Origin of the sequence: Pseudotabrizicola sp. (genome assembly GCF_030684215.1) — a bacterium.
Classification (GTDB): domain Bacteria; phylum Pseudomonadota; class Alphaproteobacteria; order Rhodobacterales; family Rhodobacteraceae; genus Pseudotabrizicola.
In genome coordinates this window covers 106046-124640 of record NZ_JAUXOV010000036.1, presented here as the reverse complement: position 1 = coordinate 124640, position 18595 = coordinate 106046, and the positions used below count along the sequence as shown (strand labels likewise).

Here is an 18595-nt window from a genome sequence, read left to right as displayed (position 1 = left end):
GCTCAATACGGCATAGGGTGCAGGCGATGCGCTATGGCGATATCGGCCAGCACCGATTCGGACAAAGAAAGATCCGCCGCCTTCAGATTGACGGCCAGTTGCCCAAGACTGGTGGCCCCGATGATCGGGATACAGGGAAACGGGCGCGACAGACAAAACGCAATTGCCATCTGGCACGGGTCAAGCCCATGGGTCGCTGCAATGCCAAGATAGGCCGCCACGGCCGGAAACACCTGCGGCGTGATCCGCCCGCCAAGATCGGGGGTGAAGCTACGCCGTGTGCCTTCGGGCACCACATCGCCCGCATACTTACCGCTGAGCAAGCCCGCCGCGAGAGGGGAGAACGCCAACAGCGGCATATCCTCAAGCGTGCTTAGCTCGCACCAATCAGTGTCGAACTGGCGGCACAACAGCGAGTATTCGTTCTGCACCGACATCATGCGCGGCAGGCCATGGGTCTGCGCCAGATGCAGCCACAGCGCCGCCCCCCAGGTGCTTTCATTCGACAGGCCGATGGCGCGGATCTTGCCTTGATCGATCAGGTCAGCGGCGGTGTGCAGCACATCCAGCATATGCGCTTCAACTTCCGAGCGGTCTGTCACACGCGGGGCAAAGCGCCACGCCTGGCGAAAGTGATAGCTGCCCCGGTTAGGCCAGTGCAGTTGGTAAAGGTCGATGTAATCGGTCTGCAACCGGCGCAGACTGTCCTCGACCGCCGCCCGCAGTGCGGCCCCGGTTATCGGAGCACCATCGCGCACCGCCGCCTGCCCCGCCCCGCTGATCTTGGTCGCGATCTGCACCCGGCTGCGCCCGCCACGCTGTGACAGCCAGGTGCCGATGATGGTTTCGGTATTGCCCACCGTCTCGGCCTTGACCGGGTTGGTCGGATACATTTCCGCTGTGTCCCAAAAGGTCACACCATGGTCCATGGCCATATCGGCCTGAGCGTGACCCTCGGCCTGCGTGTTCTGGCTGCCCCATGTCATCGTGCCAAGGCAAAGCCTGGATACGTCTATTCCGCTGTGTCCCAGTCGAACCCGTTCCATTACCTGCCCTTTTCATCGCATATTCTCTTGGCACGCAACCTAACCGCCCTGTCTGGCATGGCAAGTCCAGTCAGCCCACTGCACGATGATTTGCACAGCAAGGTCTTGTGCGATGTCACGGTTTGCCGCCCCGCGACAGCGCCGAAAACCGCCCTTTACTCTGCCCGACAAAACCGCTCTGCTGGCCTTTATGCGCTTGCTGGTCTCCTTTGCTGCCCTGTTCCTGTCGGTCGTGCTTTTGCAGCTTGGCCTTGGCGGCGTGGCCCCATTGGATGCCATATCCGGCGTCGCATTGGGGTTCAGCACGGCGCAGATCGGCTTTCTTGGCTCGGCGCATTTCTTCGGGTTCTTCATCGGTTGCTGGTGGGCCCCACGCCTGATGGGAGATGTCGGACATTCGCGCGCCTTCGCTGCCTTTACCGCCGCAGGCACGCTGGGCATTCTGGCGCATATGATGGTGGTCGATCCCTATGCCTGGGCGCTGATGCGGCTGACATCGGGGCTGGCGGTGGCGGGGTGCTACACGATCATCGAGGCGTGGTTGCAGGCCAAGGTCACCAATGAAACCCGAGGGCGCGCCATGGGGCTGTACCGCGTGGTCGATATCGCCGGCAGCCTTGGTGCGCAGTTGATGATCGGGGTGCTGGAGCCAGCCAGCTACCTGTCTTACAACATCCTCGCTCTGCTGTGTTGCCTTGCCATCTTTCCCCTCACCCTCAGCCGTGCCGAAGCGCCCGAGATGCCCGACGCGCCGCGTCTGCGCCCCGGCCTCGCCTGGCGATTGTCGCCACTTGCCTCGGCGGGTGTCGTGGTGTCCGGCATCACCGGGGCCGCCTTCCGCATGGTCGGCCCGCTTTACGGCACCGAGGTCGGCCTGCGCGCCGATCAGATCGCGCTGTTTCTGGCGGCCTACGTCCTTGGCGGGGCCTTCGCACAATATCCCGTCGGTTGGCTGGCCGACCGCTACGACCGTCGCTGGGTGCTGATCGTCATATCGGTCGCCGGGGCAGCGGCCTGTGCAGCAACCGTGTTGGCGGCAGGCAGCGGCACGGTGGGCGTCTTTCTGGCCGCCGGGTTTTTCGGCTTTGTCACCTTGCCGGTCTATTCCATCTCGACCGCCCATGCCCATGACTATGCCACCCAGATGGAACGGGTGGAACTGTCCGCCGCCCTGATGTTCCTCTACGCTGTCGGTGCAATCGCAAGCCCGCTGATTGCCGCGCTGCTGATCGACAGCTATGGCCCCTCGGCGATGTTCCTGATGATCGCGCTCGCCCATATCGGGCTGATCCTGTTCGGCCTTGCCCGGATGCGTGCCCGCCCCACACCCGGCAGCCGCACCCCCTATACCTATGAGCCGCGCACCTCTTTCCTGATTGGCAAACTACTGCGCGGCCGCCGGGACCGCTGACCAAAACGTGCACGCCTTATGGATTGCTGCTTTCCAAATACTCAAAATGCGCCGCCTGCCCCCCGCGCATGCTCTGGCAAGCTCGCACTGCTTGCGTTAAACGAACGCCATAATCAGGCAAAGGCGCAACATGGCACGGATTCTCATCACCTCGGCCATTCCCTATATCAACGGGATCAAGCATCTGGGCAACCTCGTCGGCAGCCAACTGCCCGCCGACCTGTTCGCCCGCTATAACCGCGCCCGCGGGCATGAGGTGATGTTCATCTGCGCCACCGATGAACACGGCACGCCCGCCGAACTGGCCGCGGCCAAGGCAGGACAGCCCGTGGCGGAATACTGCGCCGAAATGCACGCCGTGCAGGCCGAGATTGCGCGCGGCTTCCGGCTGTCGTTCGACCATTTCGGCCGGTCGTCCAGCCAGCGCAACCATCACCTGACCCAGGCTTTTGCAGCGGCCTTGGCCGATAACGGCCTGATCCGCGAAGTTTCGGAAAAGATGATCTATTCGGTTGATGACGGCCGCTTCCTGCCCGACCGTTATGTTGAAGGCACCTGCCCCAACTGCGGCTACGACTCTGCGCGCGGCGATCAGTGCGACAACTGTACCAAGCAGCTTGACCCGACCGATCTGATCAACCCACGATCGACCATTTCCGGCAGCACCAAGCTGGAACTGCGCGAGACCAAGCACCTGTATCTGATGCAGCGGTCCTTGCGTGACAAGCTGGAGGCGTGGATCGACAGCAAACACGACTGGCCCCTGCTGACCACCTCGATTGCGAAGAAGTGGCTCAATGATGGTGACGGGTTGCAGGATCGGGGCATCACACGCGATCTGCACTGGGGCATTCCGGTCAAGCGTGGCGATCAGCCCTGGCCGGGGATGGAGGGCAAGGTGTTCTACGTCTGGTTCGACGCCCCCATCGAATACATTGCCGCCACCGCCGAATGGGCCGATGCCAACGGGCTGGACGATGCCGCGTGGCAGCGCTGGTGGCGCACCGACATGGGCGCCGAGGACGTGACCTATTACCAGTTCATGGGCAAAGACAACGTGCCCTTCCACACCCTGTCCTTCCCGGCCACCATCCTTGGATCGGGCGAGCCGTGGAAGCTGGTCGATTACCTCAAGTCCTTCAACTACCTCAATTATGATGGTGGCCAGTTCTCCACCTCACGCGGGCGCGGGGTGTTCATGGATCAAGCCTTGTCGATCCTGCCCGCCGATTACTGGCGCTGGTGGCTTTTGTCCCATGCGCCAGAATCGTCAGACGCCGAGTTCACCTGGGAGAATTTCCAAGGCTCTGTGAACAAGGATCTGGCGGATGTGCTGGGCAATCTGGTCAGCCGGGTGACAAAATTTGCCACCGCGAAGTTCGGCACCACTGTTCCGGCGGGTGGCCACTTTGGCCCGATGGAGACCGCGCTGATTGCCGACCTTGGCGCGCGCATCCGCGAGTATGAGACGCTGATGCAGGCGATGGAGGTGCGCAAGGCTGCCGCCGAACTGCGCGCAATCTGGGTGATCGGCAACGAATACCTGCAAGCCGCCGCCCCTTGGACCGTGGTGAAAACCGATCCCGAGCAAGCGCAGGCGATGGTGCGGCTGGCACTGAACCTGATCCGGGTTTACGCGATCCTGTCGCAGCCTTTCATCCCTGACGCATCAGCAACGATGATGGCCGCGATGGAATCGGATGACTGGACATGGCCTGATGACTTGCCCGCAGCGATGCGGGTGCTGGAGCCGGGCGCCGCGTTCGCGGTGCCCGAAAACCTGTTCCGCAAGATCACCGACGAGGAACGCACCGACTGGCAAGCGCGCTTTGCCGGGGTTCGCACGTGACAACGGCGCCAGACGCCCCCGTCTGGCAGCTTGTTCTGGTGCTGTGGGGCACCAAATACCCTGTGGCCGAGGTCAATCATCTGATCGACACAGTGTGCCGCCACGCCAGTCACCCGCCCCAGGTGGTCTTGGTGACCGACCAGATGCGCGACGGCCTGCGCGAAGGTGTGATACAGCGCGAAATTCCGGCTTTTTTCATGGACCCAAGGATGCGCGGCGGTGGGTGTCAGACCAAGCTGTGCATGTTCGAGGCGGGGGTGGTCCCAGACGATCTGCCCGCCGTGTTCATTGACATCGACACGGTGGTTTTCGGTGACATGACCCGGTTTCTGGCACTCCAAACCACGCGTCGGACCGTCGCGATTTTGCACAGCGCGATCCTGCCCTTTGGTGCGATAGCCCGCGCGATTTATCGTCTGACCAAAGGGCGCAAGTATGCGCGCGGCAATTCGTCCATCGTGGTCTATCACCCGGCGGAATGCACCCATATCGCAGCACGCTACCGCGCCTTGGTGGCCGAGGTTGGCTATAACGGCATTCGCCCGATGGTCGCGGATGAGCGGTTTATCAGTTGGTCACACCAACCCCACATGCGTGCAATTCCGCGCGATATGGCAGTAAAGCTGCCGACCGAGTTCATGCTGCCCTGGCCTTGGCTGATCCATCTTCGGGCCAGCCTGCCTTGGGTGCGCAGGCGCTGGAGCCGCCTGATCGCCCTTACCCTGCCTGGGGTGGAGGTCAAGGGCGACGCCTTGCTGGCACTGCCGGACGGGGCAGAAGTGGTGGACCGCAAGGGGCGTCGTTTGATCTGGTCAGAGGCAGCCCTTGGCCCAGTCAAAGCCCAGCTGATTGCCTATTACAAAGCACTTAAACAAAGTGGAAAAACCCCATGATTTTAGGCCATATCGGCGCGCGCAAAGGGTCAAAGGGCGTTCCGGGAAAAAACTTTCGCACACTGTGTGGCAAGCCGCTGATTGACTGGTCGCTGGACCAGTTGTTCGCCAACCCGCGGGTCGGCGCGGTGGTGGTGTCGACCGATGATCCGGCGATTTATGAACATGCCGTGGCACGCGGCGCGCTGGATATTGGCTTGCGGCCCGCAGAGCTTGCCACCGATACCGCGCCGAAATGGGGCGTCTGGCAGCATGCGCTGGCCGCGTCCGAGGCGATCTGCGGGCCTGTCTCGGCCTTTCTGGATCTGGACTGCACCTCGCCCCTGCGCATTCCCGAAGACATTGACGGCGCGTTGGACAAGTTCGAGGCGGAGGCCCCGGATATGGTGATGAGCGTCTGTGAGGCGCGCAAGAACCCCTATTTCAATCTTGTCGAACCCGATGCCACCGGCGCGCTGCAGGTGTCCAAACCGCTGCCCGGCGGGGTCTGGGCACGGCAAGATGCGCCCATGGTGTATGAACATGTCGGCGTGGTCTATGTGGTCGCACCGGATTATCTGCGCCGCGCAAAGACGATTTACGAAGGGCGCGTGGTGCCCTTTGTGCTCCCGTCCGAACGCTGCCATGACATTGACACGCCGTATGATTTCCGGCTGGTCGAGTTCCTGTTGACCGAACAGCTGAACGCTGGCGTCAGGAAGACCTGACCTGCGCCAACAGGTGCGGAATCGCGGCAAGGGTCTTGCACGTGGCGTCGGAATGGGCTGCGGTGAAGGCAGCGATCCGGGCCGGATCGGTCGGAGGATTTGCCAGCAGATGCGCCGCAAGCGCTGATGCATCGGAAACGGATACCGCAACGCCCGCGGCTTCGGCCTCGGCAAAGGGGTATTCGATGGTATGAGTGTGCGGGCCTGTGATCACAGGCTTGCCCAGCACCAGCGCCTCGGAAATATTATGCGCGCCCTTAGGATTGAAGCCGCCGCCGACGATCACCTGATCGGCCATCGCCAGATAACCATACATCTCACCCAGAGAATCCCCGAAAAAGATGTCAGGGCAGTTGTCCGGCTTTTCCCAATCTGCTGGATCAAAAGGCGTCGGAAAGGACGACCTGCGCAGAACGGAAAACCCCTCTGAAGCAAGTGTTTCCGCGACGTGGTTAAAGCGTTCAGGTCGGCGCGGCACATAAACGATCAGCGGCTTGGGCAGACCAAGCCTGCGCGCCTGATCGTGCAGGGCGCGGATGGCGTGGATATAGGTCGCATCCTCACCTTCAATGGCGCTGGCAATTGTGATCACACTGCGATCTGCGGCCCCGATCCAGATGCGCGCCGCATGCCCCGCCGCGACCAGTGCGGGCGGCACCGGCTGGTCAAAGCGCAACTCGCCTGTTACAGCGATGTTGCGCACACCCACGCTGGAAAAGCGCTGCTCCTGAAGATCGGATTTGACCAGTGCCCCGGCAAATCCGCGCATCACAGCTTGCCGGATGCGCATGCCCTTGCTGTCGCGCACCAGCGCGCGGTTGGGATATTGCGCGTTGCACATGAACAAAGGCACGCCAGCAGCGCGGGCTGCCGCGACCATACGAGGCCAGATCTCAATCTCCATCACCAACCCGTAAGTGGGACGGAACGCGCGGAAAAACCCGTGGTAGGCCCAGCTGGTTTCCAGTGGCACCCACACCACCCGCATCCTGTCGGCACTGATATCTGCGGCGAAAACCCGCTGCGCCTCGGCCCGGCCTGCGGGGGTGAAATGCGTGGTCACGATCCGGTCGCCTCGGTCCAGCAGCGCACGGATCAGCGGGACAGCCGATCGCACCTCGCCCAAGGACACCGCATGCACCCAAACCGCACCGGGCAAGGGCGCAGGGTATCGGCCAAAGCGTTCAGCCAGATGGGCGGTATAGGCCGGGTCTTTCCGCCCGCGCCGCCACAGATAGCCAAGGATCAGCGGCAGACCAAAGGTCCACAGCGCCGACCAAAGCAGCAAAAAGACCCGCATCATCGCCGCACCAAGGCCAGCAATTCAGCGGCCAGCGGGTCAAGCGCGCCCGCCGCACGGTGCACGATCTGCCCGGCGCGCAGGCCGATATCGGGCAAATCTGTGTCTTGCAACGCCTCGGCCAGCTTGCCAAATGGCACGGACACTGCCGCAACTTCGTCGTGCAGGGCCTTGTAGTCATTCAAGAAGTTCGCAGTGTCCGGTCCGTGCAGAATGGCCGCATTGAAATGTGCCGCCTCCCATGGATTGTGGCCGCCGACGGCGTCAAAGCCACCACCGATCAGGGCGGCTGATGCCAAACGATACCACAGACCCATCTCTCCATAGGTGTCGGCCAGCCAGACCGCGTCGCCCGCTGACGGCACCCGCCCTAGGCTGCGGCGGGCAAAGGGCAGGCGCGCTTCGGTCAATTGCGATGCCACCACCCCGGCGCGCCCAGCATCGCGGGGCGCAAGGATCAGCAGCCACTGCGGATCGACCTGCCACAGCGCGGCCTGTGCGGCCACCGCCTGCGCCTCATCCCCTGCATGGGTCGAGGCCGCCACCCAGACCTTACGGCCCTGCACTGCCGCTTGCGCCTGCGCAAGCGTGGCAGGGTCTGCAGCCAGCGGCGGGGCGGCAGATTTGAGCGATCCAGTTACCTGCACCCCGCTCGCGCCAAGCGCGGTCAGATGATCGGCACTGCGCGTATCCTGCGCCGTGATCCGCGCAAAACGCGCCAGCAGATCACCGTAAAGCCCGCCCGCTCTGACCCTGCGATTGAATCCGGCATCTGTCATCCTCGCATTGACCAAGGCCAGCGGAATGCCACGCGCATGGGCGGCGACCACAGCACCCGGCCACAGTTCTTGCTCGGCCCAGACCGACAAATCGGGGCGCCAGTGATCCAGAAACCGCGCCAGATAGGTCGGCGCATCAAGCGGCAGATATTGGTGCTGCGTGCGGGGCGGCAGATTGGCCCCGATCACCTGTGCGGAGGAGCGCGCAGAAGAGGTGATCAGAAACTGCAACGCCGGATCATGCTGTGCCATTGCCGAAATTAACCCGCGAAGGGCCAGCACCTCACCTAAACCGACCGCGTGCAGCCAGATCAACCGCCCCTCTGGCCTTGGGGCCGAGGCGTAACCGCGCTTTTCATCCATGCGTGCGGGGTCTTCCTTGCCGCGCGCAAGCCGTCTGCGCAAGATAACGGGACCGGCCAGCGCGATCAGCGGGCTGGCCGCCAGATAGGCCCGCAAGACGAGGCCCTTTGGCGCGCGGCTAGGCAAGATCTTGATCTTGGAAAGATTTCTGAAGCCCCTGCGCCCAAAATTTGGGGCTGGTCAGGGTCTGAGCAAAGCGGTCAGCGGCGCGGCCTGTTCCAAAGCCTGTGTCTTGGGCATGGCGCTGACCCCAGCGGGTCGCCAGAAACTGCGCCACTGCCGACGCGTCGCCCGCGCCCGCAAAGGCAACTGACGCTGCCATCGCCCGATTGGTCTGGCGGGTACCAACATCCAGCGATGGGATGCCCAGAAACGGCGCCTCACGCACGCCGGCACTGGAGTTGCCGACCATACAAGCCGCGTGTTTCATCAGTTCCGAGAAATGCGCGAACCGCATCGACGGGATCAGGCGGAATCGATCCTTGGTCAGGCAGTTCAGCACGCTGAAAATCGCATCCGACCCCGGATCATTGTTCGGCGCGATCACCACAAAACTACGCCCCGACGCGTCAAGCGCGCCAAACAGCGCCTGCGCCTGCGCACCCATCGTGGCCTGCTCGGAGGTGACAGGGTGAAACACCGCGATGCCGTAATCGGCAAAGGGAATGTCATAGCGCGCGCGCACCTCATCCAGCGAAACCCCTGACGGCCCAGCGTGGAAATCAAGCTCGGGCGAGCCGATGACATGGATCGCCTCCTCGGCCTCGCCCAGCACCATCACCCGCCGCTTGGCGCTATCAGAAGAAACAAAATGATGCGTGGCCAGCTTGGTGTTGCAGTGGCGGAACACCTCATCAATGGTGCCCGACACCTCGCCGCCCTCAATATGGGCGGACGGAATGTAGTTGGTGGCGGCAACCAGAGCGCCCGCCAGTGCCTCTATCCGGTCACCATGAATGACGATCAGATCGGGCTGGTGTTCGGTGATATAATCCGAAAAGCCGACGACGGTTTTCGCCAGCACGATATCCTGACCATCACCGGGGCGCTGGTTCAGAAATTCATGCACCCGCACCCCCGGCATGCGCTGCACCTCTAGCTTGGTAAGGCCGTAGCGGTCCATCATATGCATGCCGGTGACGAAAAACGTCACTGCATGGCCCGCATCGCGCGCGGCCGCGGCCAGCGGTTCCAGCTTGCCGAAATCGGCGCGGGTGCCGGTGAGGAAGAGGAGGGATTTTGTCAATTCAAATCTCGCCGGAACATCACCACAGTTCCGCCAAGCTGGCAAGGAGAAGGCTGCAAGCCATATCTGGCAAGGGACGTGTAGATTGACTCTATCTGCTCAGCGGACAGAATATGCGGGTGCAGTTCAATCACAACTGCCCGCAATCCTCCGGCTTCCAGTGCTGGTATCAATTCTGCCTCTCCGCCTTCGATATCACACATGAGAACCGTTGGCTTAAACTCTACAACCACATCTAAAACCGACCGGGCCGGAACAGAAATTGTTCTGACACTTCGCCCATCATTGATATCCAGCATAGAGTTCGAGGCAAAGGATCCAGAGATGTGAAATTCCCGTGTCTCATCGACGTCGGCATGCGGTACCAGAACAGCATGACAAAGTTCGACATTTTCTATGTTATGATCTTTTAGAAACTTTCGGGTGTCAGAAATCAGATCTGGGTTGGCTTCAAACGAAAGAACAAATCCGTCCGGTCCGCAGGCTCGACCAATAAGGGCGGTCACAATCCCAAGGCCCGAACCAAGCTCCAGAACCCTATCTCCAGGCCTAATGCACGCACGCAACCCCTTAATCTCGGGGGTTTCGTAATAATTACGGGCGAGCGCCATAACAACATCGGACCGCATACCCGACCGTGCGATAGGAACCTGTAATCCCTGATAGAAAATCGTCGTTCTAGATCTATCCAGACCGAGCAATGCAAACTTGATCTTGCCCCTGATCCGACCAATTTCTCGGGAGAGTTTCCACCATGGAAGATTGGGCATCGTTTCGTCTCCTTCAGAACCAGCTGGCTACTGGGAAACATCCCAGCTCCCCCATCGGTGCTACATACCAGCGCTTGTCATCTGCTATCGGAACCAACGTCTGCTGATCCAGCCGTTTTTCTAAGATATTCCATTCCGCTTCAGTGCGGGTCAAGCTTCACTCCATCACGCTGGACGATTTCATCGATAACTTCTGATCTGGGACGGGGCAAATCTCCGGCCATGACCGCAGCCAGATATCTTTCGCGCATCCGAGTGTAAAGCGTACCGTATGTTCGCTTCAGAAACGTACCAGTCCCTTTTTTCAGAAAGGGCATGTCCAGCAAGGTCATGCTTGCAAATACAAATGCGCCATGAAAATTCCGCTTCAGCGTGACCCTTCTGATGTGGTCGATAACGTTCGCACGCCAGTTCTGGGCATCGACAGGTTCAGACAACAGGGCCTCACCCTCAGCCCTGAACACATCATCGGTATAGGCCGCATAAAAAAGCGTTTTTCGCAAAAACTCCGAATCCTGTTGCTCAAGAGCTGTCATAAAGTCTTCGCGGCCAAACAAGCCATCGGCGGTCAGCCCACCTTTTCGCATTTCCTCGGTGATCTTTCGCTCGCCGCGGTAAACCGCGTTGTACTTGTTGGACGACAGACGATAGCGCTGCCAGAATGACCGAAAGCACTCGGACCGCACAGCATGACGATCAAACAGGAAAAAATAGCTCTCGATCACCCTCGATCCAAAGCCCTGTCTGGTTTTTGAACGATGCGATCGATGAACAACTGTTCCGGTCACATCTATTCCGGATGCCTCCATTCTTGGAAGCAAGGTATCTTCCGGGCCTGTTGGAAACCAAATGGAGTCGTTCATCACCAGTAGTTTTGCCGGATCAGCGCGGACATCGAAAAGGTGGAGTATCCCATCACGATAGCCACCGAAATCATAACCGTAATTGGGGCGGATCAACACGGCCCAGACCTGATCCCGCAACAGCGCTATATCATTCTCGGCAAGCTGTCCGTTTGAGACAATGAGCACACTGTAGCCTTGACGCGCCAGAATGCGGCAGGTCTCAAGAGTTGATATGCACAGTCCTTTCGGTTGAAAGATCAGATAGATCGCAATCTTGTCCAAGGGCGATTGCCCGGTAGATATGATCCGAGTGAGCGTGACCCGGTTCCTGTCATAGCGCCACTGAACTACAGGTTCCCATGTCAATCCGATCACGGCCTTAATCTGCTGGACGAACCGGTCAAACTCCCGGGCAATCTTCCACCCCGGGATCACGCCAGATCCGCCCATTTCAACTGCGTGTTCCGCGTTACGGCGCGGGTCAGGCGTTTGCCTACCACCTTGTCGAAATCATAGCCCGCAATCTCGCCCGAGCCGGGGCGGCGCGCCCAGATGTCGGATTCGGTGATCACATGGCCTGCGGGCAGGTCGGCATCGGCCACCACGCTGGCGCGGGCGAAGCGGTAGACGGGTTCTTCGGCTTCGGTCCGTTGTTTGGGGTTGTTGGCGGCGATCCAGATCTCGCGTGAGCGGTCGATCAGGTGGCGCAGTTCGGACGGGTCCATCGAGTTGATGATATCGGGGCCCTTGCGGTAGCGGGTATCGGTGTAGTGCCGTTCCAGAATGGACGCCCCCAACGCCACGCTCGCAAGCGCCATTTCTGGCCCGATGGAATGGTCAGAGAACCCCACAACCGCATTCGGAAACGCATTTTTCAGATCGGTCACGCCGCGCAAGCTGACAATCTCGGGGGGTGAGGGATAGAGGTTGGTGCATTCCAGCAGCGCGTAGTCCACCCCAGCCGCATCCAGAATGGCCACGCTGGCGCGGATGGTTTCAATAGTCTGCATCCCCGTGGACAGGATCACCGGTTTGCCCTTGCGCGCGATGTGGCGGATAAGCGGCAGATTGTCCGCCTCGCCCGACCCGATCTTGTAGGCAGGCACGTCAAGGGTTTCGAGAAAATCCGCCGCCGCGCGCGAAAACGGGGTAGATATCCAGATCATCCCCAGCGATTCAGTATAGCGTTTCAGCTCTGCCTCATCCGTCAGTGACAGCGCGCAGGCCTCCATCACATGCCAGATCGACACATCCGCATTGGGCGGAAAGATCGACTTTGCCTCCTCGGTCATCTCATCTTCGATGATATGGGTCTGGTGCTTGATCATCTCGCAGCCTGCCCCCGCAGCAAGTCGCACCATCTCTTTGGCGACGGCAAGGCTGCCACCATGGTTGATGCCGATTTCTGCGATAACCAAAGGCGGGTGATCGGGGCCAATCTCACGGGTGCCGATTTTCATGGGGGCGCGGTCCTTGCAAGGGTTTTGTCCTGATCTACCGCCCGCGCGGGCGCAAGGAAAGCCCTATGCCCGCAAACGCTGCGCCAGACGGGCTATCCTTGCGCGGATTTCCGGGCGGACCGGGCCTTCGCGGGGCGGGTCCAGCAGCGTGGTCAGCAGATGCGGCGCAGGCGGCGGGCGCCCCCCCCCGCCCCAATGCAGGGCGCGCAATATGTCTTGCGCCGGGTCTGGCAGCTGGTCAGGGATTTCCACCCCCGCCAGCGTGGCCCAAAGCACCGACCAGCAGCGCCCCACCGACCACGGGTTATAGCCACCGCCACCCAACAGCAAAAACCGTGGCGCCATCGGCAGAAGGCCGCGCAGCACCTCAATATAGGCGCAGTTCGACAGGGAAAGCCGTGACAGCGGGTCTTCATCCAGCGAATCCGCCCCGGCTTGCAGGATGATCACATCGGGACGGTGCGCCTGCACATGGGGCAAGATCACACCGTCCAGCACCGCGCGCATTTCCGTATCGTTAAAGCCGCGCAGCACCGGCAGGTTCACGCAATTGCCGCCGCCGTCATCCTCCAGCGCCCCGGTAAACGGCCAACGTCCTTCTTCATGGGTCGAGATCAGCAGGGTGCGTGGATCGCCCGAAAAGCCATGCTGCACCCCGTCACAGTGATGTGCATCAATGTCGATATAGGCAATGCGGCGCAGGCCAGCATGGCGCAGCGCCAAAATCGCCAGCACCGGATCGTTCAGATAGCAAAAGCCGTTGGCCCGGTCGGGCAGCCCGTGATGTGTGCCGCCACCCGGCACATGCACCGCAGCGGTGCCGTTGGCGAGGAGTTCAGCCGCCAGTATGACACCCCCCGCCCCAGTGGCCGGGCGCGAAAACATCTGGCCAAAAACCGGGTTCGACAGCGTGCCCAGATGATGCCGCACCCGCGCATCATCGGCGACATCACCTTCACGCTCGGCCTGCTGCAAGGCGGCCAGATAGTCCGGCGTGTGCCACTGCGCCAAAGCGCCCAGTTTTGCGCGCGGGCTGGTGCGATAGCGCGCAGAGGGCAGCCAACCCAAAGCCCGGCACATATCCATCACCGTTGACACGCGCGGCACCCGCAACGGATGCGACGGGCCATAGGATGACCCGCGATAAATCTCTGACCCGATGAACAGAGGCAAGATCAGCGCAACAACGGCTCGATCCGCTTGGTGATCGCGCCTGCGGTCGGCTTGACTGCCGAGCCCCATGTGCCCAACACTTCACCTTGCGCGCCGATCAGCACCTTGTTGAAGTTCCACCCGGGGGTAAAGCCATGCTCGGCAGCCATCCATTTGTAAAACGGATGCGCCTGCTCACCGCGGACATGGGTGATGTCTGTCATCGGCAAGGTCAGGTCAAAATTCACCGCGCAGTATTCCTTGACGGCCTGCGCGTCTGCCAGCTCTTGGTTGAAATCGTCAGAAGGCACCGCAAGCACCAAAAGGCCCCGCGCGCCGTATCGCTCATGCAGCGCCTGTAAATCGTCAAATTGCCCGGCAAAACCGCAGAGTGAGGCCGTGTTGACCACCAGCACCGGTTTGCCGCGCCAATCGGCAAGATCGACAATCCCGCCATCAATCGACGCAAACGAAAATGCCCCTGCACCTGGCAGAGTCGCCGCCTGACCCGTGAAAGCCAAAAGACCAATGCCGATTCCGGCCAGAACCATCCGACGACGCATTCTAAAACCTCCCAGGTTCTGTCAGGCAAGATAGGCCGATGCGGCAAAAGGTCAAAGCCTGACACAAGTGGAGTCGCTCAGCTCGCGCATTTCGTCGCTGCCGGGGGTGACAAATTGTCAACTAAGACCCAATATATAGAGATAACCAAAAGATATGCCCTATTGAAGCCAGCTTTCTGGCTGTAGCTTTAAGGAGTATCCAGCGCAAGACTGTGACAGATCACGGGCAGAAGAAGAAAACAACGACTTGAAACAAACAACGCCTGACCAATTTTCCATCCCCCTGCCAGAAGGGGTTTCCAGCCAGAATGCTGCGCTGTGCTGGCGCATGCACCGTCACCGCGTGCAGGTGCTGTTGATCACCAGCCGTGACACCGGGCGCTGGATCGTGCCGAAAGGTTGGCCAATCAGCGGCAAAACACCGTTCGAGACCGCCGCGATAGAGGCGTGGGAAGAAGCGGGCGTGCAAGGTGCGGTCGATGCCTCGGCCCCGCTCGGGTTTTACAGCTATGACAAGCTGCGCACACCCAAAGATCCGATCCCTTGCCACGTCAGCGTCTTTGCCCTGCGCGTGGCCAGCCTTGCTGACAAGTTTCCCGAACGCAAACAGCGCAGGCGCAAATGGTTTGATGCCCAGAAAGCCGCGCTCAAAGTGATGGAACCCGAATTGCGCAGGCTTCTGGCGCAGCTTGCAGTCGCCGGCCCAAAGCTCGTCTGTACAGCCGAGCGCAAAAAGCGCGCTTGAATTCGCCTGTGCGATGGTTAGCTGTGGGTATGGGCACAGTCCTTCCGTATTGGGCAAAACATGATCCGCTATAGCCTGAAATGTGCGCAAGCGCATGAATTTGAAAGCTGGTTTCAATCCGCGACGGCTTTTGACGCGTTGCGCGCAGCCGGCCATGTGACCTGCGCAATTTGCGGATCTAAAGATGTTGAAAAATTGCTGATGGCCCCCGCTGTGCGTCCCGCCCGCGCCGCTGCCACAGCGCCTGCCGCCCTGTCTCAACCTGAAACCGATGTCGAACAAGCCATTGCCGCCCTTCGCGCTCAGGTCGAGGCCAATTCGGAATATGTCGGCCTGAACTTCGCCGCCGAAGCACGCAAGATGCACGACGGAGTAACCCCTGAACGCGCCATTTACGGCGAGGCAAAGCCGGAGGAGGCGAAAAAGCTGATCGAAGACGGCGTGCCAGTCGCCCCCCTGCCGTTCTTGCCCAAGCGCAAGGCCAACTGAACAAGGTCACTGGCCTGCACCGCTTACAGGTGCCTCCGGCGGGAGTATTTCAGCAAGCAGCAATCCGGCACAGCGCCTGAGATTGCTGCTTTCCAAATACTCATCTTATTTCCCGAACTTACCCTTCAGCGCATCGGCAAACGGATTGGCGCTGGCGCTTTGGGGGCTGGCTTGCATCGGCTGCGGCTTGCCGCGTGGTGCGGGTTTCTCTGCTCGGTCCACCGCGCGCTCGCGGGCAGTTTCGCGCGCGTCGCTGCTGTCTTTGCGCATGGTAAGGGCAATGCGCTTGCGGGGGGCATCGACCTCAACCACGCGGACCTGCACCACATCGCCGGCCTTCACCACTTCATGCGGGTCTTTGACAAAGCGGTCGGCAAGCTGGCTGACATGCACCAACCCATCCTGATGGACGCCCACATCGACAAAGGCACCGAAGGCTGCCACGTTGGTCACGGTGCCTTCCAGCATCATACCGGGTTTCAGGTCGCGGATCTCGTTCACGCCTTCGGTAAAAGTTGCGGTGCGGAAGCTGGGGCGCGGGTCGCGGCCGGGCTTTTCCAACTCGGACAGGATATCTTTCACCGTGGGCAGGCCAAAGCGGTCATCGATAAAGGCACGCGGATCCAGTTTTTGCAACGCCGCCGCGTCTCCCATCAGACTGCGGATATCGCGACCACAGGCGGCAGTGATGCGGCGGGCCACGTCGTAAGCCTCGGGGTGGACTGATGACGCATCCAGCGGTTCTTTGCCGCCCGCGATGCGCAGGAACCCGGCCGCCTGCTCAAACGCCTTTGGCCCCAGCCGCGCGACTTTCAACAACTCGCGCCTTGTGTTGAACGGGCCATTGGCGTCGCGGTGCGCGACAATCGCCTCGGCCAGCCCCGGCCCTACGCCCGACACGCGGGCCAGCAGGGGCGCAGAGGCAGTGTTCAGGTCAACCCCCACCGCGTTCACCGCATCTTCCACCACCGCCTCAAGGCTGCGGCTCAGGCGGTGCTGGTCGACGTCGTGCTGATACTGGCCAACGCCGATGCTTTTGGGCTCGATCTTGACCAGTTCGGCAAGAGGATCTTGCAGGCGGCGCGCGATGCTGACCGCGCCGCGCAAGCTGACGTCCAGATCGGGAAACTCTTTCGACGCCAGCTCCGACGCGGAATAGACCGACGCGCCCGCCTCGGACACGATCACCTTGACTGGCTTTTCCGCGCCCGGAAGCACGGCCAGCAGGTCGGCCACCATCTTTTCCGTCTCGCGGCTGGCGGTGCCGTTGCCAATCGCGATCAGCTGGACCTTATGTTTGCCGATCAGCTGCGCGATGGCCATTTGTGCGCCGCGCAGATCGTTCTTGGGCTGGAACGGATAGACGGTATCCGTCGCCAGAACCTTGCCCGTCGCATCGACCACGGCCACCTTGACCCCGGTTCGGATGCCAGGATCAAGACCCATGGTGGCCTTGCCGCCCGCCGGGGCCGCCAGCAACAAATCCTTGAGATTGCGGGCGAACACGTTGATCGCCTCGGCTTCGGCGCGGTCGCGGATGTCGCCCATCAGATCCAGCGTCAGCGAGGTCTTCAGCTTGATCCGCCACGCCCAGCTTGCCGCGTCACGCAGCCATGCGTCGCCGGGCCCCTTGCTGCCCGCAGACAGGGCCGCACCACAGGCCATTTCGGCCGGGCTCTGACCGCGCGGGGCGTCTGGGTCGATGTCGAGATCAATGGTCAGAAAACCTTCATTCCGGCCGCGCAGCATGGCCAGAACGCGGTGGCTGGGGGCGGTCGCCCAAGCCTCGTTATGGGCGAAATAATCTGAGAATTTCGCGCCTTCGGTCTCTTTGCCCGGCACAGCTTTGGCGGACAGGCGGGCGACCTTTTTCATATGCTCACGCAACCGACCCAAAAGGGTGGCATTTTCAGACAACCCTTCGGCCACGATATCACGCGCGCCTTCAAGTGCGGCTTTGGTATCCGGCACCGCTTCGGTCACAAAGCCCGCCGCCACGGCGACAGGATCGGCAGAGCGGTCAGCCAGAATCGCATCGACCAGCGGTTGCAGGCCGTTTTCGCGCGCGATCATCGCCTTGGTCCGGCGTTTGGGTTTGTAGGGCAGGTAGATGTCTTCCAACTCGGCCTTGGTCACCGCCTTGGCAATCGACTGGGCCAACGGATCGGTCATTTTGCCCTGCTCGGTGATCGAGCCAAAAATCGCCGCGCGCCGCCCCTCCATCTCGCGCAGGTAAACCAGACGTTCGGCCAGCAGACGCAGCTGCGAATCGTCGAGCCCCCCCGTCACCTCTTTGCGGTAGCGCGCGATGAAGGGCACGGTCGCGCCCTCATCCAGTAGCGCCACGGCGGCGGTCACTTGCGGGGTCTGCGCATTGATCTCGGTGGCGATGGTTTGCGCAATGCGGCGGGTGGTGTCTGGCGTCATGGTCTTGTGGTCCCCTCTCGGTCGGAGGGCGACCATAGCCAAGCCCGTCGGCAAGGGGAAGGGTCTGGCCGGGGCCACACCATTCCCAAGCGTCCCGCAAGGGGATCTTGGCTCAGGCGTTTAAGGGGAAAAGATGGATTCGTCGCGTTTTGTGGGGTGCATAGGCAGCGTTATTCAAGCATTTTCAAATTTTTGGATGATTTTACATCGCGATACAGACTGGCAGAACATTGTCGCTGGCAAAGTCTGTCAGCCATGCAACCGCTATAACATAGCCACCCGCGCGCGCCATCGTGTTCCATGGCACAGGGGGGCACTATCGCTATAATTTCCTGTTGACTATGTAATCAAAAAAGCGAGTTCCTGCAAAAGCTGTCAGCAAAACCTTATGGTCACGCTCAAAGATATCTTCAGGTATCCCCTCAAGCATTCTCAAAACAGATGCTTCACTGATCTTGCTTTTTGCACGTTCAATATCTGCCGAAACCCCACATTTTAGCTCAAACTCCTGAAGGGAATTGTGTTAGGCTGTGATTGAAGTTTCATCGAA

At 60.9% G+C, this 18595-nt stretch carries 17 protein-coding genes; 6 read left to right on the top strand and 11 right to left on the bottom strand.

Going from position 1 to position 18595, the window contains the following annotated elements:
* Positions 1 to 2: 2 nt before the first annotated feature.
* Positions 3 to 1046 (bottom strand): aldo/keto reductase, encoded by a 1044-nt coding sequence (locus Q8K08_RS05920; protein ID WP_304801096.1) that lies wholly within the window; start codon positions 1044 to 1046, stop codon positions 3 to 5.
* A 190-nt stretch (positions 1047 to 1236) separates the two neighbouring features.
* Here Q8K08_RS05920 and Q8K08_RS05915 point away from each other — a divergent pair, with 190 nt between their 5' ends.
* From Q8K08_RS05915 to Q8K08_RS05900, 4 genes are all read left to right on the top strand, one after another.
* Complete coding sequence (locus Q8K08_RS05915; protein WP_305249520.1) at positions 1237 to 2457, top strand: MFS transporter; 1221 nt, start codon at positions 1237 to 1239, stop codon at positions 2455 to 2457.
* A 130-nt stretch (positions 2458 to 2587) separates the two neighbouring features.
* Positions 2588 to 4306: a methionine--tRNA ligase gene (gene metG / locus Q8K08_RS05910; protein WP_304801098.1), complete on the top strand. Its 1719-nt coding sequence runs from the start codon at positions 2588 to 2590 to the stop codon at positions 4304 to 4306.
* A complete protein-coding gene (locus Q8K08_RS05905; protein ID WP_304801101.1) occupies positions 4303 to 5199 on the top strand; it encodes a hypothetical protein in 897 nt (298 codons plus the stop codon). Before metG ends, Q8K08_RS05905 begins: the two co-directional genes overlap by 4 nt.
* Positions 5196 to 5906: an acylneuraminate cytidylyltransferase family protein gene (locus tag Q8K08_RS05900; RefSeq protein WP_304801103.1), complete on the top strand. Its 711-nt coding sequence runs from the start codon at positions 5196 to 5198 to the stop codon at positions 5904 to 5906. The genes Q8K08_RS05905 and Q8K08_RS05900 overlap by 4 nt, the downstream gene beginning before the upstream one ends.
* Here the strand turns inward: Q8K08_RS05900 and Q8K08_RS05895 are convergent.
* The 9 genes from Q8K08_RS05895 to Q8K08_RS05855 form a co-directional block, all read right to left on the bottom strand.
* The gene (locus Q8K08_RS05895) at positions 5893 to 7209 is read right to left on the bottom strand and encodes a 3-deoxy-D-manno-octulosonic acid transferase (protein ID WP_305249478.1); all 1317 of its coding nucleotides are present in this window, start codon (positions 7207 to 7209) and stop codon (positions 5893 to 5895) included. The two genes, Q8K08_RS05900 and Q8K08_RS05895, sit on opposite strands and share 14 nt — an antisense overlap.
* Entirely contained in the window at positions 7206 to 8444 is a 1239-nt protein-coding gene (locus Q8K08_RS05890; RefSeq protein ID WP_305249476.1) for a 3-deoxy-D-manno-octulosonic acid transferase, read from the bottom strand. Before Q8K08_RS05890 ends, Q8K08_RS05895 begins: the two co-directional genes overlap by 4 nt.
* A gap of 22 nt (positions 8445 to 8466) precedes the next feature.
* Positions 8467 to 9594, bottom strand: coding sequence for a UDP-N-acetylglucosamine 2-epimerase (gene neuC / locus Q8K08_RS05885; RefSeq protein WP_305249474.1), 1128 nt, complete (start codon positions 9592 to 9594; stop codon positions 8467 to 8469).
* Positions 9591 to 10364 carry an FkbM family methyltransferase gene (locus Q8K08_RS05880; protein ID WP_305249472.1) on the bottom strand — a complete coding sequence of 258 codons (774 nt, stop codon included), beginning with the start codon at positions 10362 to 10364 and terminating at the stop codon, positions 9591 to 9593. The genes neuC and Q8K08_RS05880 overlap by 4 nt, the downstream gene beginning before the upstream one ends.
* A gap of 13 nt (positions 10365 to 10377) precedes the next feature.
* Positions 10378 to 10518, bottom strand: coding sequence for a hypothetical protein (locus Q8K08_RS05875; RefSeq protein ID WP_305249470.1), 141 nt, complete (start codon positions 10516 to 10518; stop codon positions 10378 to 10380).
* Positions 10505 to 11659 carry a rhamnan synthesis F family protein gene (locus Q8K08_RS05870; protein ID WP_305249468.1) on the bottom strand — a complete coding sequence of 385 codons (1155 nt, stop codon included), beginning with the start codon at positions 11657 to 11659 and terminating at the stop codon, positions 10505 to 10507. The genes Q8K08_RS05875 and Q8K08_RS05870 overlap by 14 nt, the downstream gene beginning before the upstream one ends.
* The gene (locus tag Q8K08_RS05865; protein WP_304804209.1) at positions 11641 to 12669 is read right to left on the bottom strand and encodes an N-acetylneuraminate synthase family protein; all 1029 of its coding nucleotides are present in this window, start codon (positions 12667 to 12669) and stop codon (positions 11641 to 11643) included. The genes Q8K08_RS05870 and Q8K08_RS05865 overlap by 19 nt, the downstream gene beginning before the upstream one ends.
* A 63-nt stretch (positions 12670 to 12732) precedes the next feature.
* A complete protein-coding gene (locus tag Q8K08_RS05860; RefSeq protein WP_305249467.1) occupies positions 12733 to 13911 on the bottom strand; it encodes an acetoin utilization protein AcuC in 1179 nt (392 codons plus the stop codon).
* Positions 13845 to 14384, bottom strand: a complete 540-nt coding sequence (locus Q8K08_RS05855) for a glutathione peroxidase (RefSeq protein ID WP_305249466.1) — start codon at positions 14382 to 14384, stop codon at positions 13845 to 13847. The genes Q8K08_RS05860 and Q8K08_RS05855 overlap by 67 nt, the downstream gene beginning before the upstream one ends.
* Before the next feature lie 247 nt (positions 14385 to 14631).
* Between Q8K08_RS05855 and Q8K08_RS05850 the strand changes: the two genes are divergently transcribed.
* The gene (locus tag Q8K08_RS05850) at positions 14632 to 15129 is read left to right on the top strand and encodes an NUDIX hydrolase (RefSeq protein WP_305249465.1); all 498 of its coding nucleotides are present in this window, start codon (positions 14632 to 14634) and stop codon (positions 15127 to 15129) included.
* Between the two features lie 60 nt (positions 15130 to 15189).
* Complete coding sequence (locus Q8K08_RS05845; protein WP_304804217.1) at positions 15190 to 15618, top strand: DUF1178 family protein; 429 nt, start codon at positions 15190 to 15192, stop codon at positions 15616 to 15618.
* 105 nt (positions 15619 to 15723) lie between these two features.
* On the opposite strand, the gene Q8K08_RS05840 is transcribed toward Q8K08_RS05845, so the two are convergent.
* On the bottom strand, positions 15724 to 18045 hold the full coding sequence (locus Q8K08_RS05840) for a Tex family protein (protein ID WP_305249464.1): 2322 nt from the start codon (positions 18043 to 18045) through the stop codon (positions 15724 to 15726).
* Between the last annotated feature and the right edge of the window lie 550 nt (positions 18046 to 18595).

Bases quoted from the DNA above. Each gene is read 5' to 3' on its own strand.
- Q8K08_RS05920 (WP_304801096.1), bottom strand. From the start codon at position 1,046: ATGGAACGGGTTCGACTGGGACACAGCGGAATAGACGTATCCAGGCTT.
- Q8K08_RS05915 (WP_305249520.1), top strand. From the start codon at position 1,237: ATGCGCTTGCTGGTCTCCTTTGCTGCCCTGTTCCTGTCGGTCGTGCTT.
- metG (WP_304801098.1), top strand. From the start codon at position 2,588: ATGGCACGGATTCTCATCACCTCGGCCATTCCCTATATCAACGGGATC.
- Q8K08_RS05900 (WP_304801103.1), top strand. From the start codon at position 5,196: ATGATTTTAGGCCATATCGGCGCGCGCAAAGGGTCAAAGGGCGTTCCG.
- Q8K08_RS05895 (WP_305249478.1), bottom strand. From the start codon at position 7,209: ATGATGCGGGTCTTTTTGCTGCTTTGGTCGGCGCTGTGGACCTTTGGT.
- Q8K08_RS05880 (WP_305249472.1), bottom strand. From the start codon at position 10,364: ATGCCCAATCTTCCATGGTGGAAACTCTCCCGAGAAATTGGTCGGATC.
- Q8K08_RS05870 (WP_305249468.1), bottom strand. From the start codon at position 11,659: ATGGGCGGATCTGGCGTGATCCCGGGGTGGAAGATTGCCCGGGAGTTT.
- Q8K08_RS05865 (WP_304804209.1), bottom strand. From the start codon at position 12,669: ATGAAAATCGGCACCCGTGAGATTGGCCCCGATCACCCGCCTTTGGTT.
- Q8K08_RS05860 (WP_305249467.1), bottom strand. From the start codon at position 13,911: ATGGGGCTCGGCAGTCAAGCCGACCGCAGGCGCGATCACCAAGCGGAT.
- Q8K08_RS05855 (WP_305249466.1), bottom strand. From the start codon at position 14,384: ATGCGTCGTCGGATGGTTCTGGCCGGAATCGGCATTGGTCTTTTGGCT.
- Q8K08_RS05845 (WP_304804217.1), top strand. From the start codon at position 15,190: ATGATCCGCTATAGCCTGAAATGTGCGCAAGCGCATGAATTTGAAAGC.
- Q8K08_RS05840 (WP_305249464.1), bottom strand. From the start codon at position 18,045: ATGACGCCAGACACCACCCGCCGCATTGCGCAAACCATCGCCACCGAG.